Origin of the sequence: Actibacterium sp. XHP0104 (assembly GCF_025751515.1) — a bacterium.
GTDB lineage: Bacteria > Pseudomonadota > Alphaproteobacteria > Rhodobacterales > Rhodobacteraceae > Actibacterium_D.
In genome coordinates, this window is sequence record NZ_JAOWLE010000003.1 from 1 (window position 1) to 19,957 (window position 19,957).

Below are 19,957 nucleotides of genomic sequence, written 5' to 3' on the forward strand. Positions count from 1 at the left end.
CGGGCGGCCGTGGCGTCGGCTCGGAAGAGGACTTTGCCCTGATCGAGAAACTGGCCGACAAGCTGGGCGCCGCCGTCGGCGCCTCGCGCGCGGCGGTCGACAGCGGCTTTGCCCCGAACGACTGGCAGGTCGGCCAGACCGGCAAGGTCGTGGCACCGGAGCTCTACATCGCCGTCGGCATCTCGGGCGCGATCCAGCACCTCGCCGGGATGAAAGACAGCAAGATCATCGTCGCCATCAACAAGGACGAAGAGGCCCCCATCTTCCAGGTCGCCGATTACGGCCTGGTCGCAGACCTCTTCGAAGCCGTCCCGGAGCTGACCGAGAAGCTTTGATCCGGCGCGATAGGAAACATGTGAGGGCCCGCCCAACCGGCGGGCCTTTTCATTGCAACAGGCCCTGCATGACGGGCGCCAGGGCCTGGGCCACCTCGTGATGGACGGCCGGGCCGGGCAACAGCTGCGCGGCGGCCTCTTCCATCGGGCGAAAGACCATACCCGCCGTGCCCTGCGCCAGCGCGTCGTCGCTGGGCGTCACCCGCACCACCGCCGCGAACAGGTGTTCGACCTGGGCGATCATATTGTCGGTGACGAATAGCGGCTCAGGCCCAAGCCCGCCATCGGGCCATTCCGGCAGTTCCAGCACCAGCAGCACCGACCGCTCTCCCAGCATCTCGGCCAGCGAGCGCATGCGGGCGACCCAGGCGGTGGCCAGTTCCTGCGCCACCAGGTGAAACCGGTCGTCGCAATGGCGGCGCAACCCCTGCAACATGTGCCGGGTAAAGCTGAAATCGGCGAAATCGACATCGGGGTAGATCGCCTTGAGCGCGGCCGAGGCGCGCAGAAAGCGGTCATTGCGGCGCGGATGCACGGCGTAGTAGCGGTTGGACATGTTCTGCGCGCCCATGGCCTGAACTATGGTCAGATCGGCCCCGCCGCAGATATCAAGCACGGTCGGGTCGCGCATGAACACATCAAGGCCGGCATTCACGCAGCCCAGGTTGACCACGCTGCGCCCGGTCTGTTCGCCCACAAGCGCCGGGAATGGCAGTTGGACGAATTTGCCATAAGTTTCCGTGCCGCCCAGCACCGCGCAATAGGCCGCATCCAGATCGACGCGCGGCCCGCGAAACAGGATTCGGGACTGGCCGTAGCGGCATGGTTGATAGTCAATGGCCCCTTGGCCCAGATGTTCATACATCCTGCACCCCCAATGTAGTTTTCGACTCACCCAGACCCAGATTGAGGGACCGGGGTTGCCAAAGGGCTAAAGGGGCAAGTTTCTGAAAAGTTTAGGGAATTATCCGCGTAACGACAGGGTTTGGTCGCGCAGCCAGCGCACGAACCCGCGTGGGTTGTCGGCCCAGGATTCGATCTCGTCGCGCTCGATCAGGCGGCCGATTGCGGGGCTCTGCGCCTTGTTCAGCGCATAGGCGACCTCGTGCAGCAGCAGCCCCTGCCGCAGCGTGGGCGACAGGCGGTTGGCGATCTGGTACCAGCGCGAATTGCAGCCGGGGAAATAGACCGGCAGCACGCGCGCGCCTGACCGCTGGATCATCTTGGCGGTAAAGGGATTCCATTCGGCCTCGATCGCGGGGCCAAAGAGGGTCTCGGACGAGGCCACGACGCCCGATGGGAACAGCACGATCGCGCCGCCGGTATTCAGATGCTCCATCGCCAGTTTGCGCATGTCGAGGCTGCGTCGCTGGGCGTCTTCTTCATGGGCAAAGGGCACGGGGATCATGAACGGGTCGATCTCGGCGATGCCGGTCAGGATCGAGCGGGTGAGGATCTTGTAATCCTGGCGCACGCGGCCGATCAGCTCTGCCAGGACCATGCCATCGACCAGCCCGTGCGGATGGTTGGCGACGATGATCAGCGGCCCCTCGGCGGGGATGCGGGCGATCTGGTCGGGCGGCGTGGTGACGTCGATGCCCATCACCGACAGCGCCTGCGGCCAGAACGCCTGGCCATGCGGCACGCCCATGGCCTCAAACCGGCGGATCAGGCGCAGCAGTTTCAGCTTGCCGGTCGTCCATTCCATCACGCGGATGGTGTTGGCCTTGAACGGGTTGGTGAACGTGTTGGCGTAGGACAGGCGACGCTTGTCATACGGGTCACTTGCGGGGGGCGTTTCGGGGGGGCGGCTGTCCATCAGGATCGTCCGGCCGGATCAGAACGGTTCGCCGAACCGATTGGCGACCAACTCTTGCAGGGCAGACATCAGGGCCTCGGCCTCGGGGCCGCTGGTTTCGACCTCGATCATACAGCCCTTGGACGCGGCCAGCATCAGCAGGCCCATGATCGAATCGCCGGCGGCAAACAGGCCGTCGCGGCTGACCTCGGCATCGGCGTCGAACTGTTCGACGGTTTCAACGAACTTGGCAGAGGCGCGTGCATGCAGCCCCTTTTCGTTGACGATATCCAGGGTCTTGGTGGCCATCACTGCCCACCCGCACCGTCAAAGCTGTTGATGTATTTGCGACCCGCCAGCGCGGCCGAATCCACCGCCGCATCGACATTCATGCTGCGCGACTTGGCCAGCTTGATCAGCATGGGCAGGTTCGCCCCATACAGGATCTTGCGGTTCGAGCGGTCACAGGCGCGGATGCTGAGATTCGAGGGCGAGCCGCCGAACATGTCGGTCACCACGATGACGCCGCTGCCCTCGTCCACCTCGTCGGCGGCGGCCAGGATTTCGGCCTGCTTGAGGGCGCGGTCATGTTCGGGTTCGATCGAGATCGCGCGAATGCCGTCCTGCTTGCCGACGACGTGTTCCACCGCCGCCAGGTATTCCCGGGCCAATCCGCCATGCGCTACGATCACGATGCCGATCAAACGGTGGTCTCCGACTTGTTGCCCCCGCCGGGGGCCTGACGCTCTATTTCTCGATGCCTTATAGACACCCGCCATCCGCCCTCTGCAAGCACCTGTGACAGTTTTTCGGCCAATGTGACCGAACGGTGTTGCCCTCCGGTACACCCGAATGCAATCGAGAGATGAGCTTTGCCCTCGCCGATATAGGCCGGCAGCAGGAATTCGGTCAAATCGCGCACCCGGTCAAAGAATCCGTCAAAGCGCGGGTCGGCGCAGACATAATCGCGCACGGCGGGCGACAGGCCGTTCAGGCCGCGCAGATCGGGCTGCCAATACGGGTTTTGCAGGAACCGGCAGTCGAACACCATGTCGGCCGCGCGCGGAATGCCCCGCTTGTAGGAAAAGGACTGAACCGACAGGGCCAGGCGGTGGCCGTCCTCGACGCTGAACAGCCGGGCCAGTTCGGCGCGCAGGTCGTGCTGGTTCAGGTCGGACGTGTCGATCAGGAAATCCGACAGCATCCGAATCGGGCCCAGCAGATCCAGCTCGCGCGCGATGCCGGCATCGGGGCTTTCGGCGGGGGCCAGGGGGTGACGGCGGCGGGTCTCGGAAAAGCGGCGCTGAAGGGTTTCAGGGCGGCAATCCAGATACAGAACCTCGCATTGCACGCGCGGATCGGCCCGCAATTGCCCCACCAGGTCGGCCAGCGCCCCGACCGAGAAATCACGCGTGCGCGGATCGACCCCCAGCGCCAGCGCGGCGCCATGCGGGGGGCCGTCGAACAGGCGCGGGATCAGCGACAGGGGCAGGTTGTCGATGGCCTCATATCCCAGATCCTCAAGCGCATGCAGCGCCGTTGACCGCCCCGCGCCTGCGGGGCCGGTGACCAGCACCAGCCGCTGTGCTGCGGTCATGTTCTGCTTGGCTGTCATGCACGCCTCCCACCCTTGAGATATTGCAGGATGGCCGCGGGAAAATGCGGGTACACGCAGTTGTGCACCAATGGCACCGGCACGTCCAGCAGCCGCGTTTCGCGCATGGGCGGCAGGCGTTCGGTTTCGGGATGGTCCAGGTCGACGACCAGAACCACCGGCGCGGCCGGGCAGGTTTCGGCCGCCAAGAGGCCAACCCCGCGCGCCTCGATCATGCCGCGGATCGCGGCGGGGGCGCTGGCCACCGGCACGCCGTCGATCAGGCGCAGCATCACGCCGTCATCCGATACCAGCTCGGCACCACGGGCCATCAGCTCCAGCGCGAGGGCGGATTTTCCGGTGCCCGAGGCCCCGGTGATCAAGACGCCGCGCCCGTTCAGGGCCACACAGGTTGCATGAAATGTGATGGTGCCCGGGGTCGTCATCGCGCCGCCCTAGACGGGCAGACCCACGACAAAGCGCGCGCCCAGCGGCTCGGATGTGGGATCGGCATCGGTGGGGCGGATGTTCTCGGCCCAGATCACGCCGCCATGCGCCTCGACGATCTGTTTCGAGATCGCAAGGCCCAGGCCGGAATGGTCGCCAAACTGGCCCGGCGGGCGTTCCGAGTAGAACCGCTTGAAGATCTTGTCGAGCGCCTGATCGGGAATGCCGGGGCCGGTATCCTCGACCACGACCAGCACCCGGTTGCCGCGGCTGCGGGCCCAGATCCGGACGGCGTCGCCCTCTTCGCAGAATGAGACGGCGTTGGTGATCAGGTTGACGAACACCTGCGCCAGGCGCGCCTCGAGGCCCTGCACGATGATCGGCTCTTTCGGCAGGTCGGAAATGAAGTCAACGCCCTTGCCGCGCGCATCGTTGCCCAGATGCTCGGCCAGGTTTTGCAACAGCTTGGAAAGGTTGAACCTTTCCTCTTCTTCCTTGACCAGTTCGCTATCCAGCCGCGACGCGTTCGAGATGTCGCTGACCAGCCGGTCAAGCCGGCGCACGTCGTGCTCGATCACCTCAAGCAGCTTTTCGCGCTGGTCGTCGCGCTTGGCCACATGCATCGTGCCCACCGCCGACCGCAGCGAGGCCAGCGGGTTCTTGATCTCATGCGCCACGTCGGCGGCGAATTGTTCGTTTGCGTCGATCCGGTCATACAGCGCCGCCAGCATCCCGCGCAGCGCCTCGGACAGGCGGCCGATCTCGTCAGGGCGGGCGGTCAGATCGGGGATGCGCACGCGGCCGGGGCTGATCTTGCGCGAATTGCGGTCACGGCCGATTTCGGCCGCCGCGGCCAGATCGGCCAGCGGGTTGGCGATGGTGTTGGCCAAGAGCAGCGACAGCCCCACCGAGACCAGCAGCGCAACGACGAAAATGCGCAGAACCTGCTCGCGCTCGGCGCGGATCAACTGGTCGATCTCGCCGGCGGCCGAGGTCAGCGCGACGGCCCCCACAACCGTTTCGCCCTGCATGATCGGGGTCGCGACCGAAAAGATCGTGCCGCCGCCGACATCCTCGCCGGCGCGGGCAACGGTTTCGCCGCGCACGGCCTGCAAAACCAGGCCGCTGGCCAGATCCTCGGGGTTGGTGCCCACCAGAACCGCGTCATTCGACACCAGCGCCGACAGGCCGTTCCACAGCCGGTTCAGCATATCGGTAATCGCCGTCGATCCGCCCGCACCCGGAAGCGGGCCGCGAATCTCGGAGCGGGTGGCCGCGATCAGGCCGCCCTGGCGGTCATAGACGTAAAGATCGACGTTATCCTCTGGCGCCAGCGCCACCAGCGTTTCGTCGGCCTGCACCCCCTCAGAGGCGCCAAGGCTGACGGGGCCGCTGCGCGACAGCTGCACCTCGAACACATCCGCGACCAGGCGGGCCTGGGTGATCAGGGCCTGTTCGCGCTGGTTGACCAGGCTGTCACGGCCCGGATCCATGAACAGAACACCCGCGACCAGCACCACCAGCCCCATGAGGTTGAAGGTGATGATCTTGCGGGCCAGGGGCGAGCGATTGAGCGAGACAAAGCCGCGCTTGCGGCGACGCTCGCGCATCTCGGTATCCCCCTTGGACGGGGACACCCAGTCTTCACCGATCAGGACGGTTGCGTCCCCAGATGCCTTGGTGTCTCGCACGGTCAATCCCTTGGGCGGGCGTTTCAGCGGGTCTTACTCTTCGTTATAGCGATAGCCGATGCCATACAGCGTCTCGATCGCCGAGAAATCCTGATCGGCCTGGCGCATCTTCTTGCGCAGACGCTTGATATGGCTGTCGATGGTGCGGTCGTCGACATAGACCTGATCGTCATAGGCGACATCCATCAGCTGATCGCGGCTTTTGACGAAACCGGGGCGTTGGGCCAGGGCCTGCAGCAGCAGGAACTCGGTCACGGTCAGCGATACGTCGTTGCCTTTCCAGGTCACCGCGTGGCGCAGCGGATCCATCGTCAGATGGCCGCGCGACATGACCTTGGTTTCCTCGGTCGGGGCGACGGCATCCGAGGCGATCGCCTCTTGCCGGCGCAGCAGGGCGCGGATGCGTTCGACCAGAAGCCGTTGAGAAAACGGCTTTTTCACATAGTCATCGGCGCCCATACGCAGGCCGAGAACCTCGTCGATCTCGTCATCCTTGGATGTCAGAAAGATCACCGGCATGGTGGTTTTCTGCCGCAGTCGCTGCAACAGATCCATGCCATCCATCCGGGGCATCTTGATGTCCAGAACCGCCATGTCGGGAAGGCGTTTGTTGAACGCATCCAATGCCGACTGGCCGTCATTATATGTTTCGACCTCGAAACCCTCTGCCTCAAGGGTCATGGAAACCGAAGTCAGGATATTCCTGTCGTCGTCAACGAGCGCAATCCGTGACATGGGGTTTTACCTTTGTGCTGCTCTGTGCCTGTTTTTTGCCATATTTTTCCCGTTTCGCCCTTAGGAATCAACTGCTAACTGCGAATCACCCGATTGCGCAGGTCTCAGCAGAGCGGAAAAAAGATGACACATTGCTAATTTGCATCACTTTTCGAGTCGGTGCAGCTTGCGGTTGCGCTAAACTGCGACCGTTTGCGCTAACCAATGCCCGCCACCTGTTCCTTCTGGAAATGACCGTGATATAGGAGCGCACCCGCAGCAAATCGCGGGCCGGCGGCAGGGCTGCCAACTTCTAGAGATCAATCGGACCGCCCCATGGCGGACGGCGTCAGGAGCAAGCATATGTCAACTGGACGGGTGAACCCCAAACAGCGGCTGGAAGATCAAGGCATCACCGGGCTGGGCCAGGTCTATTACAACCTCATGGAGCCGGCTCTGGTCGAGGCTGCGCTGAAGCGCGACGAAGGCACGCTGGGCAATGGCGGCGCTTTCCTGGTAACCACCGGCGAACATACCGGCCGTTCGCCCAAGGACAAATTCGTTGTGCGCACCCCGTCGGTCGAAGACTCGATCTGGTGGGACAACAACAAACCGATGGACCCCGAGGCGTTCGACCGCCTCTATGCCGACATGGTCGAGCATATGAAGGGCCGCGACTATTTCGTGCAGGACCTGTTCGGCGGCGCTGACCCTGAACACCGCCTCGACGTGCGCGTCGTGACCGAGCTGGCCTGGCACAACCTCTTCATCCGCCACCTGCTGCGCCGCCCCTCGCGGGACGAGCTGGACAGCTTTGTGCCGGAATTCACCATCATCAACTGCCCCAGCTTCTCGGCCGATCCCGAAAAGCACGGCTGCCGCTCGGGCACGGTGATTGCGCTGAACTTTGACAAGAAGCTGATCCTGATCGGCGGCACCGAATATGCCGGCGAGAACAAGAAATCGGTCTTTACCCTGCTGAACTACATCCTGCCGGGCAAAGGCGTGATGGCGATGCACTGCTCGGCCAACCACGCGATCGACAACCCGGTCGACACCGCCGTGTTCTTTGGCCTGTCGGGCACCGGCAAGACCACCCTGTCGGCCGATCCGTCGCGCACCCTGATCGGCGACGACGAACATGGCTGGTCGGACAAGGGCACCTTTAACTTCGAAGGCGGCTGCTATGCCAAGACCATCAGCCTCAGCGCCGAAGCCGAGCCGGAAATCTTTGCGACCACCAGCAAGTTCGCGACCGTGATCGAGAACATGGTGTTCGACCCGGAAACCAAGGAACTGGATTTCGAAGATGACAGCCTGACGGCCAACATGCGTTGCGCCTATCCGCTGGAATACATCTCGAACGCCTCGGAAACCGCCCTGGGCGGCCACCCGAAGAACATCATCATGCTGACCTGCGACGCGTTCGGCGTTCTGCCCCCGATCGCACGTCTGACCCCGGCCCAGGCCATGTATCACTTCCTCTCGGGCTTCACCTCCAAGGTGGCCGGCACCGAGAAAGGCGTGACCGAGCCCGAGCCGACGTTCTCGACCTGCTTTGGCGCGCCCTTCATGCCGCGTCGCCCCGAGGCCTATGGCAACCTGCTGCGCGAAAAGATCGCCAAGCATGGCGCGACCTGCTGGCTGGTTAACACCGGCTGGACCGGCGGCGCCTATGGCACCGGCTCGCGCATGCCGATCAAGGCGACCCGCGCCCTGCTGACCGCCGCGCTGGACGGCTCGTTGAACGATGTGGAATTCCGCAAGGACGCCAACTTTGGCTTCCAGGTGCCGGTCTCGGTGCCGGGTGTCGATGACGCCCTGCTGGAACCGCGCCAGACCTGGGCCGACAAAGACGCCTATGACGCGCAGGCCCAGAAACTGGTCAACATGTTCGCCGAGAACTTTGCCCAGTACGTGCCCTATATCGACGAAGACGTAAAAGCCGCTGCAATCGGCTAAGCATTCGGACAGTGAAGACCAAAGGCCCGGCCCCGCGCCGGGCCTTTTCGTTACATCAGCCCGCGCCGGATCAGGTTGATCGCCGCTAGCGACAGCACCACCAGCGTCACCTTGCGAAACAGCGCGGCATCCAGCCGATCCTGCACCGCGAACCCGGCCAGCATCCCCGCCACGGCCGGCACGATCAGCGCCCCCGACAGCGGCAGCGTCTGCGCGTTCAGCACCCCGGTGCCCAGATGCGACACGATCAGCGCCACGCAACCCACCAGGAAGACCACGCCCTGCACGCGCACCATCTCAGTCTTTTCGGTGCCGTATGACAGCAGATAGGCGATCACCGGCGGCCCCCAGACCCCGGAGATGCCGCCAAAGAACCCGCTGACCACGCCCATCATGTATTCGGCCCGCACCCGGTGGCCCGGTTGCAGCACCAGTTGTCGCCCCGTCAGCTGGCTGAGGCCATAAAACAGCAGTGGCACGCCCAGCAGCAGATACAGCGCCCGCTGCGGCAGCCATGTCACCAAAGGCGCGCTGAGAAAGATCATCACGATGATGGTGCCGATCAGCCGCCGATAGCGCCGCACCGCGCCCCAGGCCTGACCCGCCCCCTGGCGCAGCGCCTGCGACAGGTTGGTCACCAAAGTCGCCCCGATCAGCGCCGCCAGCGCCACCGGCGCCGGTAACACCATGGACAATCCTGACATCATGATCATCGGCATGGCAAAGCCCACCACCCCCTTTACGAAGCCCGCAAAGAAGGCGATTATCGCTGCAATCGCAAAGACCTCGGGCGGGATGCCCAGAATCTGCTCTGACACGCGCGATTCTCCTGTGTTTCAAGGCGCAATCTGGCCAGTTTAGCACTGCCGGCCACCAAAGCGCGCGACATATTGCTTCAAAAGCAGGTTTCCCGGCGTATTTTTGTTGCGCTGCGACTGCAAAAACCCTATTCCCAGCCGGACTGTGAAAAAAGGAGCCGACTCATGCCCCATGATGGACAGGAAACGCCCAAATCGGCCATTCTGCCGGACCTGCTGACCCTTACCGGTGCGACCATCGCGCCGATCGAGGCGCTGCTGGCAAAGGCCATGGAGAATGTGCGCGCGATGGTCTCGGTCGATGGCCGCGTCTCGGGCGATGCGCTGGAGCAGAACCAGTATGCCGCGCATTCGCTATCGTGGCTGGCGACCTATGTCGAATCGCTGCGCCAGATGCAGAACTGGGCCGCCCGCATTGATGCCGAAGGCAAGTTCGGCGAGATGGAGCAGCTGATCCACCAGATCGCCTTTGGCGAATACCTCTGGCAGATCCAGGGCGGCATCCACATGAGCCAGAACGAGATTGCCCGTCCGCTGGACATGGGCCTGGCCCCGCAGGATATCGGCGCGATGATGACCGCCGAGGTGATGACCCTGGTCACCCAGGGCAACACCGAACCCGCCCGCAGCCGCCTGGTTGCGCTGATGCGCGACAATGCCGGCCACGCGACCTTTGGCGCCACCGGTCTGGACGAAGATCTGGAAATGATCCGCGAACAGTTCCGCCGCTATGCCGATGATCGTGTCGTCCCCAACGCGCATGAATGGCACCTCAAGGACGAACTGATCCCGATGGAAATCATCGAGGAACTGGGCGAAATGGGCGTGTTCGGCCTGACCATCCCCGAGGAATTCGGCGGCCTGGGCCTGTCCAAGGCCTCGATGGTGGTCGTGTCCGAGGAACTGTCGCGCGGCTATATCGGCGTCGGCTCGCTGGGCACCCGGTCGGAAATCGCGGCCGAGCTGATCCTGGCCGGCGGCACCGACGAGCAAAAGGAAAACTGGCTGCCGAAACTGGCCTCGGCCGAGATCCTGCCGACGGCCGTGTTCACCGAGCCGAACACCGGGTCGGACCTGGGCAGCCTGCGCACCCGCGCGGTGAAAACCGACGACGGCAACTGGGAAATCACCGGCAACAAGACCTGGATCACCCACGCCGCCCGCACCCATGTGATGACCCTGCTGGCCCGCACCGATCCCAACACCTCGGACCACCGCGGCCTGTCGATGTTCCTTGCCGAAAAGACCCCGGGCACCGAGGACAACCCGTTCCCGACCCCCGGCATGACCGGCGGCGAGATCGAGGTTCTGGGCTATCGCGGCATGAAGGAATACGAGCTGGGCTTTGACGGGTTCAAGGTCAAGGGCGAGAACCTGCTGGGCGGGGTCGAGGGTCAGGGCTTTAAGCAGCTGATGAAAACCTTCGAGGCCGCCCGCATCCAGACCGCCGCCCGCGCCATCGGCGTGGCGCAGAACGCGCTTGAGGTCGGCATGCAATATGCCGAAGACCGCAAGCAGTTCGGCAAGGCGCTGATCAACTTCCCGCGCGTGTCGGGCAAGCTGGCGATGATGGCCGTCGAAATCATGGTTGCGCGTCAGCTGACCTATTTCTCGGCCTGGGAAAAAGACCATGACCGCCGCTGCGACCTTGAGGCCGGCATGGCCAAGCTGCTGGGCGCCCGCATCGCATGGGCCAACGCCGACAACGCGTTGCAGATCCATGGCGGCAACGGCTTTGCGCTGGAATATCAGATCAGCCGCATCCTGTGCGACGCGCGCATTCTGAACATCTTTGAAGGCGCGGCCGAGATTCAGGCCCAGGTGATCGCCCGCCGTCTGCTGGGCTGATCAACCGCGATATCACTGCGAACAGGCGCCCCTTGCGGCGCCTGTTTTCGTTTGGTCAGTCGGGCACGGTAAAGGCCAGCATCCGGCTGATGCGGGCATGGGTTTCGCCGCTTTCCTCGGCCCAGTGATTGAACGCCGCCTGCACCTTTTTCTGCGCGGTTTTCGAGGTGGCCACCCCGTCGATCACCCCCGCCATGTTCAGCGCCGCCACCACCGATTTCGACAGGATGAACGCGTCATAACCCAGCGCCCTCAGCGCATATTGCCCGGTCACCCCGCCCAGACGTGACCCGCGTTTTTTCAGAAGCTCGAACAGGCCGACCGTATCGGTCTTGGGCCAGTTGTCCAGCGCCGCGGCGGCCGAGCCATGTCCGCGCGCGAGGTCGGACAGAAAGATCGCGTTGTCGCGCACAGTGATGATTTTCTGGCCATTGCGCACGATCCGCGTGTCGCGCAGGTGCTCGTCCAGATCCTCGTCCGACATCAGCGCGTTGCGGCCGATGTCAAAGCCATGGAACGCATCTTCGAAACCGGGCCATTTCTTTTCGATCAGGTCCCAGCTGAACCCGGCCTGAAAGATCCGCTTGGTGAATTCCGCCAGGATGCGGTCATCGGTTTGCTGGGCCAGCGTGTTCTCGCGGCGCTTGGGCAGCAGCTCTTCCAACTCGGCCTCGCCCTTGCGGGCCACGGCCATCTCGCGCAGTTCGGCATAGGGTTTCATGATCCGGTTCCTCCGTGTCGGGCCAGCAGGCCGGCCAGTCGCGCGCGCGCCTCGGGCAAGGGGCGGTCGCCCAGCGACGGCGCCAGCCAGTTTTGCAGAAAATGCCCGGTCAGGCGCAGCCCGTCCATGATTTCCAGGGCGCTCACCGGCCCCTGCCCCAGCAGGCATTGCGGCAAGGGCAACAGGCGGTCGGCCCAGTCGCCCGCGCCCTCGGCGCTGACGGCGCGGCCGGTGCGGGGCGAGACATAGGCCAGGTCATCGCGCGTGCCGGTCACCGCGCAGCGGCCCAGATCAAGGCCAAAGCCCAGATCCTCGAGCAGCGCCATTTCCCAGCGCAGATAGGCCAGCGGCCAGGCATCGGCATCGGCATGGGCCAGCAGGTCCAGCATGGTGATCGAGCGTTGATACAGCGCCGGATGCGGCTCGCGCTCGGGCAGTGAGAACGACAGCAAAGCCGTCACCGCGTTCAGCCCGGCCAGCGCCAAACGGTCGGCCATCACCCCCGCCGCGCGCGACCGGATGGGTTCGACCGTGAAACTGCCGATATGGTCATCCAGCCGCGCCCGCCATGTCAGGTCAAGCTGGGCGCCGGGTTGCAGGATGGGGGCGATCTTGCGGCTGACCCCGCCGCGCACCACGCCCAGATGACGCCCATGCGCGGGGGTAAAGGCCTCGATGATCACCGAGGTCTCGCCATGTTTGCGCACGGCCAGCAAGGCCCCCTGATCGCGCCACTCCATCCGCGCCCCCTGTCGTTTCGGGGTCTAGAAAGTCATGAAAGGCCGGGTTCGTCCAGTAGGTGCCGGCCCTGGCGGTCTTCGACCTCGATCACCCAGAGGTCGGGATCGAACCCGCGCTGGCGGCGGATCGAGCCGTCAACCTCGGCCTCGTCGCCCTCGGCCAGCACCACCCAAGAGCGTTCACCGGTCATCAGATCGACGCTGCGCTGCCACAGCCGCGCCTGCCCATCCAGCGTGTTCAGTTTCACCAGAACCGCCCCGGCGGTGGCGTCACCCTTGGCGGTGACGAATGCCGGAATGTCGGCCAGCCGCAGACGGGTCAGATAGGCCTGCACCCAGAATTCGGCCGTTAGCCGCGTCATGCGTTGCCGTCTTTGAAATCCAAGCCCATCTCGGAATAGCGCTCGGATTCCTCCAGCCAGTTCGGGCGCACCTTGACCTGAAGGAACAGGTGCACCTTGCGGCCCAGGAATTCCTCCAGCTCTTCGCGGGCGGCCTTGGACACGGCCTTGATCGTGTCGCCCTTATGGCCCAGCAGAATGCCCTTGTGGCCGTCGCGCGCCACATAGACCACCTGGTCGATCCGGGCCGAGCCATCGTTGCGCTCTTCCCATTTCTCGGTTTCGACGGTCAGCTGATAGGGCAGTTCCTGGTGCAGGCGCAGGGTCAGCTTTTCGCGCGTCACCTCGGCGGCGATCATCCGCATCGGCAGGTCGGCGATCTGGTCTTCGGGGTAGAGCCACGGGCCTGCGGGCAGGGTTTCGGCCAGCCATTCGCGCAGGTCATCGACGCCATAGCCGCGCTCGGCCGAGATCATGAAGGTTTTCACGAACGGATAGGCGGCGTTCATCTTTTCGGTCAGCGCCAGCAGCGCCTCGGATTTCACCCGGTCGATCTTGTTGATCGCCAGCGCCACGGTCTGGTTGGGGCTGATGCGTTCGTTAAGCGCATCGAGAATGGCCTGCACGCCGTCGGTCAGGCCGCGATGGGCCTCGACCAGCAGCACCACGATTTCCGCGTCCGACGCCCCGCCCCAGGCGGCCGCGACCATCGCGCGATCCAGCCGGCGGCGCGGGCGAAAGAGGCCGGGCGTGTCGACGAACACGATCTGGCTCTCACCCTCCATGCAGACGCCGCGAATGCGGGCGCGGGTGGTCTGCACCTTATGCGTGACGATCGAGACCTTGGCCCCCACCATCCGGTTCAGCAGGGTGGATTTGCCCGCGTTGGGCTCTCCGATCAGGGCAACAAATCCGGCGCGTGTCTCAGCCATTCTTGGCCTCCAGTTTGCCAAGCAACAGCTCGGCGGCGGCCTGTTCGGCCTTGCGTTTCGATGCGGCGCGGGCGGTGGCCTCTTGGCCCGATTGCAGGCGCACGGCAATGGTGAATTCGGGGGCATGGTCGGGGCCGGTGCGGGCCAGCTCGACATAGGTGGGCGGTTGCTGGCCACGGGCCTGAGCCCATTCCTGCAAGGCGGTCTTGGGGTCGCGGGCATCGGCCTCGACGGTGGTGATCCGGTCGCCCCACAGACGCAGCACCAGATCGCGCGCGGCGGTGAACCCGCCATCCAGATAGACGGCGGCCAGGATCGCCTCCATCCCGTCGCCCAAAAGCGCCTGCTTGCGCCGCCCGCCGGTCATCATCTCCGAGCGGCCCAGCCGCAGCACGGCACCCAGGTCGATTTCCAGCGCGACCTCGGCGCAGGTTTCCTTGCGCACCAGCGCGTTGAAGCGCGGCGCCAACTGGCCCTCGCTGGCGCCCTTGTCGGCCAAGAGCAGCGCCTCGGCCAGCACAAGGCCCAGCACCCGGTCGCCCAGGAATTCCAGCCGCTGGTTGTCGGGCCGCGTGGGCGATGACATCGAGCTGTGCGTTACCGCGCGCATCAACAGCTCGGGGCGGTCGAACTCATACCCCAGCCGCGCGCAGAACGCCCGTAGTTCGGTCGACAGCTTCACTGAACCGCCTTGAGGAAACGATCGGGGCGCCATGTCCAGAAATAGAACAGCGACCGCCCGGCGGACGAGAACATGATCCGGTCGGCGCGGCCGATCAGGTATTCGGCGGGCAGGTAGCCGACGCCGCCACTGACCAGCGCGTAGCGGCTGTCCTGGCTGTTGTCGCGATTGTCACCCATGAAGAAGTAATGCCCCTCGGGCACGGTAAAGACCTGCGTGTCGTCCGAGAAACCGTTGTTGCGAATGTCGAGGATCGCGTGGCTGCTGCCACCCGGAAGGGTCTCGATGAACCGGGCCTTTTCGCAGGTGCCGCCCTCGCCCACGGGGGCGTTCGAACATTGCGGGTAATAGCCGACCGGGCCCTGTTTCTGGTAGGTCTCGGTAAAGGTGCCGGCGGCCTCTAGCTTGACCGGGGCGCCGTTGATGAACAGCACGCCGTTCCGCATCTGGATCGTGTCGCCCGGCAGGCCGATCAGGCGCTTGATGAAATCAGACCCGTTGCCCGGATGGCGGAACACCACCACATCGCCGCGCTTGGGGTCGCTGGCCAGGATGCGGCCTTCGAACGGGCACAGGCCGAACGGGCAGGAATAGCGCGAATAGCCATAGGCCATCTTGTTCACGAACAGAAAGTCGCCCACCAGCAACGTGTCTTTCATCGACCCCGAGGGGATCCAGAAGGGCTGAAAGAACAGCGTGCGGAACACGCCCGCGATCAACAGGGCGTATACGATCGTCTTGATGGTTTCGACGACGCCGCCGTCTTGCTTGGTTTTGCTTGCCATGGGCCTGTCTGCCAGAAAATTGCCCCCGCTACATGAGCGGCACGCGGGCCGGAGTCAAGGCAAGGGCCGCGCTTCGATCACCACGAAGGCCTGTGCCCATGGGTGATCGTCGGTCAGTGTGACATGAATGATCGATTCATGGCCTTCGGGCGTCATCTCGCGCAGCCGCTCAGCAGCCCAGCCGGTGACCTTCATCACCGGCTGTCCGGTCGGCAGATTGCTGACGGCCATGTCCTTCCACGAGATGCCCATGCGCAGCCCGGTGCCCAGCGCCTTGGAACAGGCCTCTTTCGCGGCCCAGCGTTTGGCATAGGTGCCGGCAGTATCGGCACGATTGTCGGCCTTGCGCTGTTCGGTCTCGGTAAAGACGCGATCGACAAAGCGCCGCCCGAACCGGTCAAGCGTGCCCTGGATGCGGTCGATATTAGCCAGATCGGTGCCGATACCCAGGATCATCGGCGCGACGCTTTGGCGGACTTTTGCTGAAGTTTATACGTCGAACGCGCGCCCGAACGCACACCGACCCGGGATGTCACAAGAGCCACCACAAATACGCCCGCAAGACCGATCACATAGTAACTCATCGGAATACCGGCCAGGGGCGCGAACATTTCTGGAAAGACAAGGTACAGCGCCACCCCGACAACGGCATTTATGAGCATACCGATCAGGCTCATCAAAAGCGAAGCGCGCCACATATCGCCACCGCTTGGCATATCTTCATATGCCTCCACGTGGCGCTGCCCTTCCATCATGGCTGCGAAGAAGAAGGGCATCAAGGGCATCCATCCGCCGGATACCTCAAATTGGATAAAGTATTCCAGCGCGAGCGTAAGTACCGCAATGCCAATGGCGGTCGCGACGAAAATCAGCAAGTACCGGGTGACGTTGATATGCATGGAAAGATCCTGGATAACCACTAATACAACTCAGAGTTATATGCGTGCCTCATCCATCAGTCGACGCATTTCAGCGATGGCCGGGGTGAGGCCGCGAAAGATTGCCTCGCCGATCAGGAAATGCCCGATGTTCAGCTCCATCACCTCGGGGAAGGCGGCGACGGGCTGCACCGTGTCATAGGTCAGGCCGTGACCGGCGTGGACCTCCAGCCCCAGCGAATGCGCATAGGCCGACATGTCGCGCAGGCGGGCCAGTTCGGCGTCGCGCTCGTCGAATTTGCCCTCGGCGTGGAAATCGCAATAGGCGCCGGTGTGCAGCTCGATCACCGCGGCGCCGATGCGGGCGGCGGCCTCGATCTGGGCGGGGTCGGCGGCGATAAAGATCGACACCCGGCACCCGGCATCGCGCAGCGGCGCGATGAAATGGGCCAGCTTGTTTTCCTCGCGCGCGACCTCCAGCCCGCCCTCGGTGGTGCGTTCCTCGCGCTTTTCGGGAACGATGCAGACGGCATGCGGCTTGTGGCGCAGGGCGATGGCCTGCATCTCGTCGGTGGCGGCCATCTCGAAGTTGAGCGGCAGGCTCAGCGTCTCGATCAGGCGTTCGATATCGGTGTCCGAGATGTGGCGGCGGTCTTCGCGCAGATGGGCGGTGATGCCATCGGCGCCGGCCTCTTCGGCCAGCTTGGCGGCGCGCACCGGGTCGGGATAGGCGCTGCCGCGCGCGTTGCGCACGGTGGCCACGTGGTCGATATTCACGCCCAGACGCAGACGGCCCAGCGGTTCGATCAAAGCGTCAGACATTGTTGGCGCCCTTCATTGCTGCGGTCTTTGCCGCATTTGCTTCGGCGGCCTGGCGCGCGGCCTTTTCGGCGCGGCGCTCGGCCAGTTTCTTGCGCAGCCGTGCCCGGCGGTGCTTTTGATAGGCGGCGATGACCGGCACGCTGAGATAATAGGCAATCAACCCCGCGATCACGCCGGGCGCAACCCCGCCGACCAGATAGGGCAGGAAAACCCGGTCATAGAATTCGATCAGGTTCGACCAGTTCGCATCGACATCGGTGAAAAGCGCCAGAAAATTGCGCAGCAGATCCTCGGCGGCACCGGAAAACTGGGCCACCAGAGATTTGTCGAGATCCTCGTCGAACCGGGTGCCCATCATGAAATGGCCGACCTTCAGGCTGATCACACCGATCGGCAGATAGGTCAGCGGGTTGCCGATGAACGTGCCCGCCAGCGCGGCCCAGAAATTGCCGTTCATAATCTTGGCCAGAACGCCGGCGATCACGAAATGAATGCCGTAAAACGGGGTAAAGGCGGCAAAGACGCCGGCAAAGATGCCGCGGGCGATCTTTTCGGGGCTGTCGGGCAATCGCCGCACGCGGTGACGCATGTAATAGAACGCCCGCTGCCAGCCACCGCGGGGGTAGATGAATTCCCACGCAATGCGCCAGAACGAACGTCTATCGCGGCGCTTGAAGACCAAGCCCTGTTCTCCCCATGGTCTCAGGCCTTGCGAGAGGCATCCCTGAGACGTTCGATCGCAGCTACGTCGCTTTCGGCCTCAAGCGCCGTCAGCACGGTGTGCAAATGTTCGGCGTCGCGCAGTTCAACGTCTATCAGCAGGCGATAGAAATCATGTTTGCGATCGGCAAAGTGCATATCCGAGATATTGGCCTTCTGGTCTCCGATCAAGGTGCATATGCGCCCCAGCACCCCTGCATCGTTACGAATGGTGACATTCAGCGTCACCGAGTAGATCGCGGGGTGCTTACCCGACTGCCAGTGCAGGTCGACCCAGCGTTCGGGCTGTTCCTCATAGGCGGCCAGGGCGGGGCAATCGATGGCATGCACGATCACGCCCCGGCCGCGATAGGTGATGCCGACGATCCGTTCGCCCGGCACCGGCTGGCAACAGGGCGAGATGGTGAAATGCTGATCAGCCGAGATGCCGATGACCGCGCGTTCGACATCGATCTCGTCGCCGGTGTCGCGCACCAGGTCGGGATAGATGGCCTGCACCACATCGGTGGCGCGGATCTCGGCGCTGCCCAGGCGGGCCAGCACCTCGGCCGCGTCGTCCAGGCCCAGCGTCTTGGCGGCGGTCTGCAAGGCCTTGTCGGTCGATTTGCGGCCGACATTCTCAAACGCCACGCGGGCCAGTTCGCGGCCCAGCTTGATATAGCGTTCGCGGTCTTCCTCGCGCAGGCTGCGGCGGATGGCGCCCTTGGCGCGGCCGGTGACAACGATGTCGATCCAGGTGGCCTGCGGGCGCTGGCCCTCGGCGGTCATGATCTCGACCGACTGGCCGTTCTTCAGCCGCGTCCACAGCGGCACGCGCACGCCGTCGACCTTGGCGCCGACACAGCTGTCGCCGATGCGGGTGTGGATCGCATAGGCGAAATCCAACGGCGTCGCCCCCTTTGGCAATTTGACCACATCGCCCTTGGGCGAGAAGCAGAACACCTGGTCGGCATACATTTCGAGTTTGACGTTTTCGAGAAACTCGTCGTGATCCTCGGCATTGGCAAAGCGTTCGGTCAGCGAGGCCAGCCATTTCGCCGGATCGACGGCAAACGGGTTCTCTGCGCGCACACCGTCGCGATAGGACCAATGCGCGGCGACGCCGGCCTCGGCCACCTCGTGCATCTGGCGGGTGCGGATCTGCACCTCGACGCGCTTGCCGTCACGACCCGACACGGTGGTGTGGATCGAGCGATAGCCGTTCGACTTGGGCTGGCTGATGTAATCCTTGAACCGGCCCGGCACCGCGCGCCAACGGTGGTGGATCGCGCCCAGAACGCGGTAGCAATCAGCCTCGTTGCGGGTGATGACGCGGAAGCCGTAGATGTCGGAGAGGCGCGAGAAGCCCTGCCCCTTTTCCTGCATCTTGCGCCAGATGCCATAGGGTTTCTTGGCGCGGCCGAACACGTCGGCGTCGATACCGGCCTCTTCCAGCTCGTGGCGGATGTCCTGGGTGATCTTCTGGATCACGTCGCCGGTTTCGCGTTGCAGCGTGATAAACCGCCGGATGATCGAATTGCGCCCCTCGGGGTTGAGCACCCGGAACGCCAGGTCCTCCAGCTCTTCGCGCATCCACTGCATGCCCATCCGGCCGGCCAGAGGGGCGTAGATCTCCATGGTCTCGCGGGCCTTTTGCGCCTGCTTGTCGGGGCGCATCGACTTGATGGTGCGCATGTTGTGCAGACGGTCGGCCAGTTTGACCAGGATCACCCGCAGATCCTTGGACATGGCCATGAACAGCTTGCGGAAATTCTCGGCCTGCTTGGTTTCCGACGACGAGAGTTGCAGGTTGGTCAGCTTGGTGACGCCATTGACCAGCTCGGCCACATCGGCGCCGAACATCTGCGAGACCTCTTGATAGGTCGAGCGCGTGTCCTCGATCGTATCGTGCAGCAGCGCGGTGACGATGGTGGCATCGTCCAGCCGCATCTCGGTCAGGATGGCGGCAACGGCAACGGGATGGGTGAAATAGGGCTCGCCCGACTTGCGAAACTGACCCTCATGCATGCGCTCGCCATAGTCATAGGCGCGGCGGATCAGGTCTTCGTTGGTGCGGGGATTGTAGTTGCGGACCAGCGTGATCAGGTCTTCGACGTCGATCTTCTGCATCTGGTCCGCGTTCCGTTAGG

23 protein-coding genes are annotated in these 19,957 nt (G+C 64.0%); 3 read left to right on the forward strand and 20 right to left on the reverse strand.

Annotated elements, in window-relative coordinates; genetic code table 11:
* Positions 1–335 (forward strand): electron transfer flavoprotein subunit alpha/FixB family protein (locus OE856_RS06100; protein ID WP_263715179.1); only part of this gene is annotated, 335 nt, incomplete at its 5' end.
* A 49-nt stretch (positions 336–384) separates the two neighbouring features.
* Here OE856_RS06100 and OE856_RS06105 read toward each other — a convergent pair.
* From OE856_RS06105 to OE856_RS06140, 8 genes are all read right to left on the reverse strand, one after another.
* Entirely contained in the window at positions 385–1,200 is an 816-nt protein-coding gene (locus tag OE856_RS06105; RefSeq protein WP_263715180.1) for a DUF6473 family protein, read from the reverse strand.
* A 99-nt stretch (positions 1,201–1,299) separates the two neighbouring features.
* A complete protein-coding gene (locus OE856_RS06110) occupies positions 1,300–2,154 on the reverse strand; it encodes a lysophospholipid acyltransferase family protein (protein ID WP_263715181.1) in 855 nt (284 codons plus the stop codon).
* Between the two features lie 18 nt (positions 2,155–2,172).
* A complete protein-coding gene (locus tag OE856_RS06115) occupies positions 2,173–2,442 on the reverse strand; it encodes an HPr family phosphocarrier protein (protein WP_263715182.1) in 270 nt (89 codons plus the stop codon).
* Entirely contained in the window at positions 2,442–2,837 is a 396-nt protein-coding gene (locus OE856_RS06120; protein ID WP_263715183.1) for a PTS sugar transporter subunit IIA, read from the reverse strand. Before OE856_RS06120 ends, OE856_RS06115 begins: the two co-directional genes overlap by 1 nt.
* The gene (gene rapZ / locus OE856_RS06125; RefSeq protein ID WP_263715184.1) at positions 2,834–3,748 is read right to left on the reverse strand and encodes an RNase adapter RapZ; all 915 of its coding nucleotides are present in this window, start codon (positions 3,746–3,748) and stop codon (positions 2,834–2,836) included. The genes OE856_RS06120 and rapZ overlap by 4 nt, the downstream gene beginning before the upstream one ends.
* Positions 3,745–4,173, reverse strand: coding sequence for an HPr kinase/phosphorylase (locus tag OE856_RS06130; protein ID WP_263715185.1), 429 nt, complete (start codon positions 4,171–4,173; stop codon positions 3,745–3,747). The genes rapZ and OE856_RS06130 overlap by 4 nt, the downstream gene beginning before the upstream one ends.
* A 9-nt stretch (positions 4,174–4,182) precedes the next feature.
* Positions 4,183–5,784 (reverse strand): sensor histidine kinase, encoded by a 1,602-nt coding sequence (locus OE856_RS06135; protein WP_263715186.1) that lies wholly within the window; start codon positions 5,782–5,784, stop codon positions 4,183–4,185.
* A gap of 114 nt (positions 5,785–5,898) precedes the next feature.
* A complete protein-coding gene (locus OE856_RS06140) occupies positions 5,899–6,600 on the reverse strand; it encodes a response regulator transcription factor (protein ID WP_263715187.1) in 702 nt (233 codons plus the stop codon).
* 342 nt (positions 6,601–6,942) lie between these two features.
* Between OE856_RS06140 and OE856_RS06145 the strand changes: the two genes are divergently transcribed.
* Complete coding sequence (locus OE856_RS06145) at positions 6,943–8,541, forward strand: phosphoenolpyruvate carboxykinase (RefSeq protein WP_263715188.1); 1,599 nt, start codon at positions 6,943–6,945, stop codon at positions 8,539–8,541.
* A 50-nt stretch (positions 8,542–8,591) separates the two neighbouring features.
* Here OE856_RS06145 and OE856_RS06150 read toward each other — a convergent pair whose 3' ends face one another.
* Positions 8,592–9,359 carry a sulfite exporter TauE/SafE family protein gene (locus tag OE856_RS06150; protein WP_263715189.1) on the reverse strand — a complete coding sequence of 256 codons (768 nt, stop codon included), beginning with the start codon at positions 9,357–9,359 and terminating at the stop codon, positions 8,592–8,594.
* A 165-nt stretch (positions 9,360–9,524) separates the two neighbouring features.
* Here OE856_RS06150 and OE856_RS06155 point away from each other — a divergent pair, with 165 nt between their 5' ends.
* A complete protein-coding gene (locus OE856_RS06155) occupies positions 9,525–11,207 on the forward strand; it encodes an acyl-CoA dehydrogenase family protein (protein WP_263715190.1) in 1,683 nt (560 codons plus the stop codon).
* Between the two features lie 55 nt (positions 11,208–11,262).
* Here OE856_RS06155 and OE856_RS06160 read toward each other — a convergent pair whose 3' ends face one another.
* The 11 genes from OE856_RS06160 to OE856_RS06210 are packed head-to-tail and all read right to left on the reverse strand — an operon-like array spanning position 11,263 to position 19,937.
* Complete coding sequence (locus OE856_RS06160; protein WP_263715191.1) at positions 11,263–11,928, reverse strand: DNA-3-methyladenine glycosylase I; 666 nt, start codon at positions 11,926–11,928, stop codon at positions 11,263–11,265.
* Complete coding sequence (gene recO / locus OE856_RS06165) at positions 11,925–12,668, reverse strand: DNA repair protein RecO (protein ID WP_263715192.1); 744 nt, start codon at positions 12,666–12,668, stop codon at positions 11,925–11,927. Before recO ends, OE856_RS06160 begins: the two co-directional genes overlap by 4 nt.
* 32 nt (positions 12,669–12,700) lie before the next feature.
* Positions 12,701–13,030: a DUF1491 family protein gene (locus tag OE856_RS06170; RefSeq protein WP_263715193.1), complete on the reverse strand. Its 330-nt coding sequence runs from the start codon at positions 13,028–13,030 to the stop codon at positions 12,701–12,703.
* Complete coding sequence (era, locus tag OE856_RS06175; protein ID WP_263715194.1) at positions 13,027–13,941, reverse strand: GTPase Era; 915 nt, start codon at positions 13,939–13,941, stop codon at positions 13,027–13,029. Before era ends, OE856_RS06170 begins: the two co-directional genes overlap by 4 nt.
* Complete coding sequence (rnc, locus tag OE856_RS06180; protein WP_263715195.1) at positions 13,934–14,623, reverse strand: ribonuclease III; 690 nt, start codon at positions 14,621–14,623, stop codon at positions 13,934–13,936. Before rnc ends, era begins: the two co-directional genes overlap by 8 nt.
* Entirely contained in the window at positions 14,620–15,408 is a 789-nt protein-coding gene (gene lepB, locus OE856_RS06185) for a signal peptidase I (RefSeq protein ID WP_263715196.1), read from the reverse strand. The genes rnc and lepB overlap by 4 nt, the downstream gene beginning before the upstream one ends.
* 54 nt (positions 15,409–15,462) lie before the next feature.
* Positions 15,463–15,864, reverse strand: coding sequence for a holo-ACP synthase (gene acpS, locus OE856_RS06190; protein ID WP_263715197.1), 402 nt, complete (start codon positions 15,862–15,864; stop codon positions 15,463–15,465).
* Complete coding sequence (locus OE856_RS06195; protein WP_263715198.1) at positions 15,861–16,307, reverse strand: ABZJ_00895 family protein; 447 nt, start codon at positions 16,305–16,307, stop codon at positions 15,861–15,863. The genes acpS and OE856_RS06195 overlap by 4 nt, the downstream gene beginning before the upstream one ends.
* Positions 16,308–16,343: 36 nt before the next feature.
* On the reverse strand, positions 16,344–17,108 hold the full coding sequence (locus OE856_RS06200) for a pyridoxine 5'-phosphate synthase (protein WP_263715199.1): 765 nt from the start codon (positions 17,106–17,108) through the stop codon (positions 16,344–16,346).
* Positions 17,101–17,790 carry a DUF2062 domain-containing protein gene (locus OE856_RS06205; protein ID WP_263715200.1) on the reverse strand — a complete coding sequence of 230 codons (690 nt, stop codon included), beginning with the start codon at positions 17,788–17,790 and terminating at the stop codon, positions 17,101–17,103. The genes OE856_RS06200 and OE856_RS06205 overlap by 8 nt, the downstream gene beginning before the upstream one ends.
* A 20-nt stretch (positions 17,791–17,810) precedes the next feature.
* The gene (locus OE856_RS06210; protein ID WP_263715201.1) at positions 17,811–19,937 is read right to left on the reverse strand and encodes a RelA/SpoT family protein; all 2,127 of its coding nucleotides are present in this window, start codon (positions 19,935–19,937) and stop codon (positions 17,811–17,813) included.
* Between the last annotated feature and the right edge of the window lie 20 nt (positions 19,938–19,957).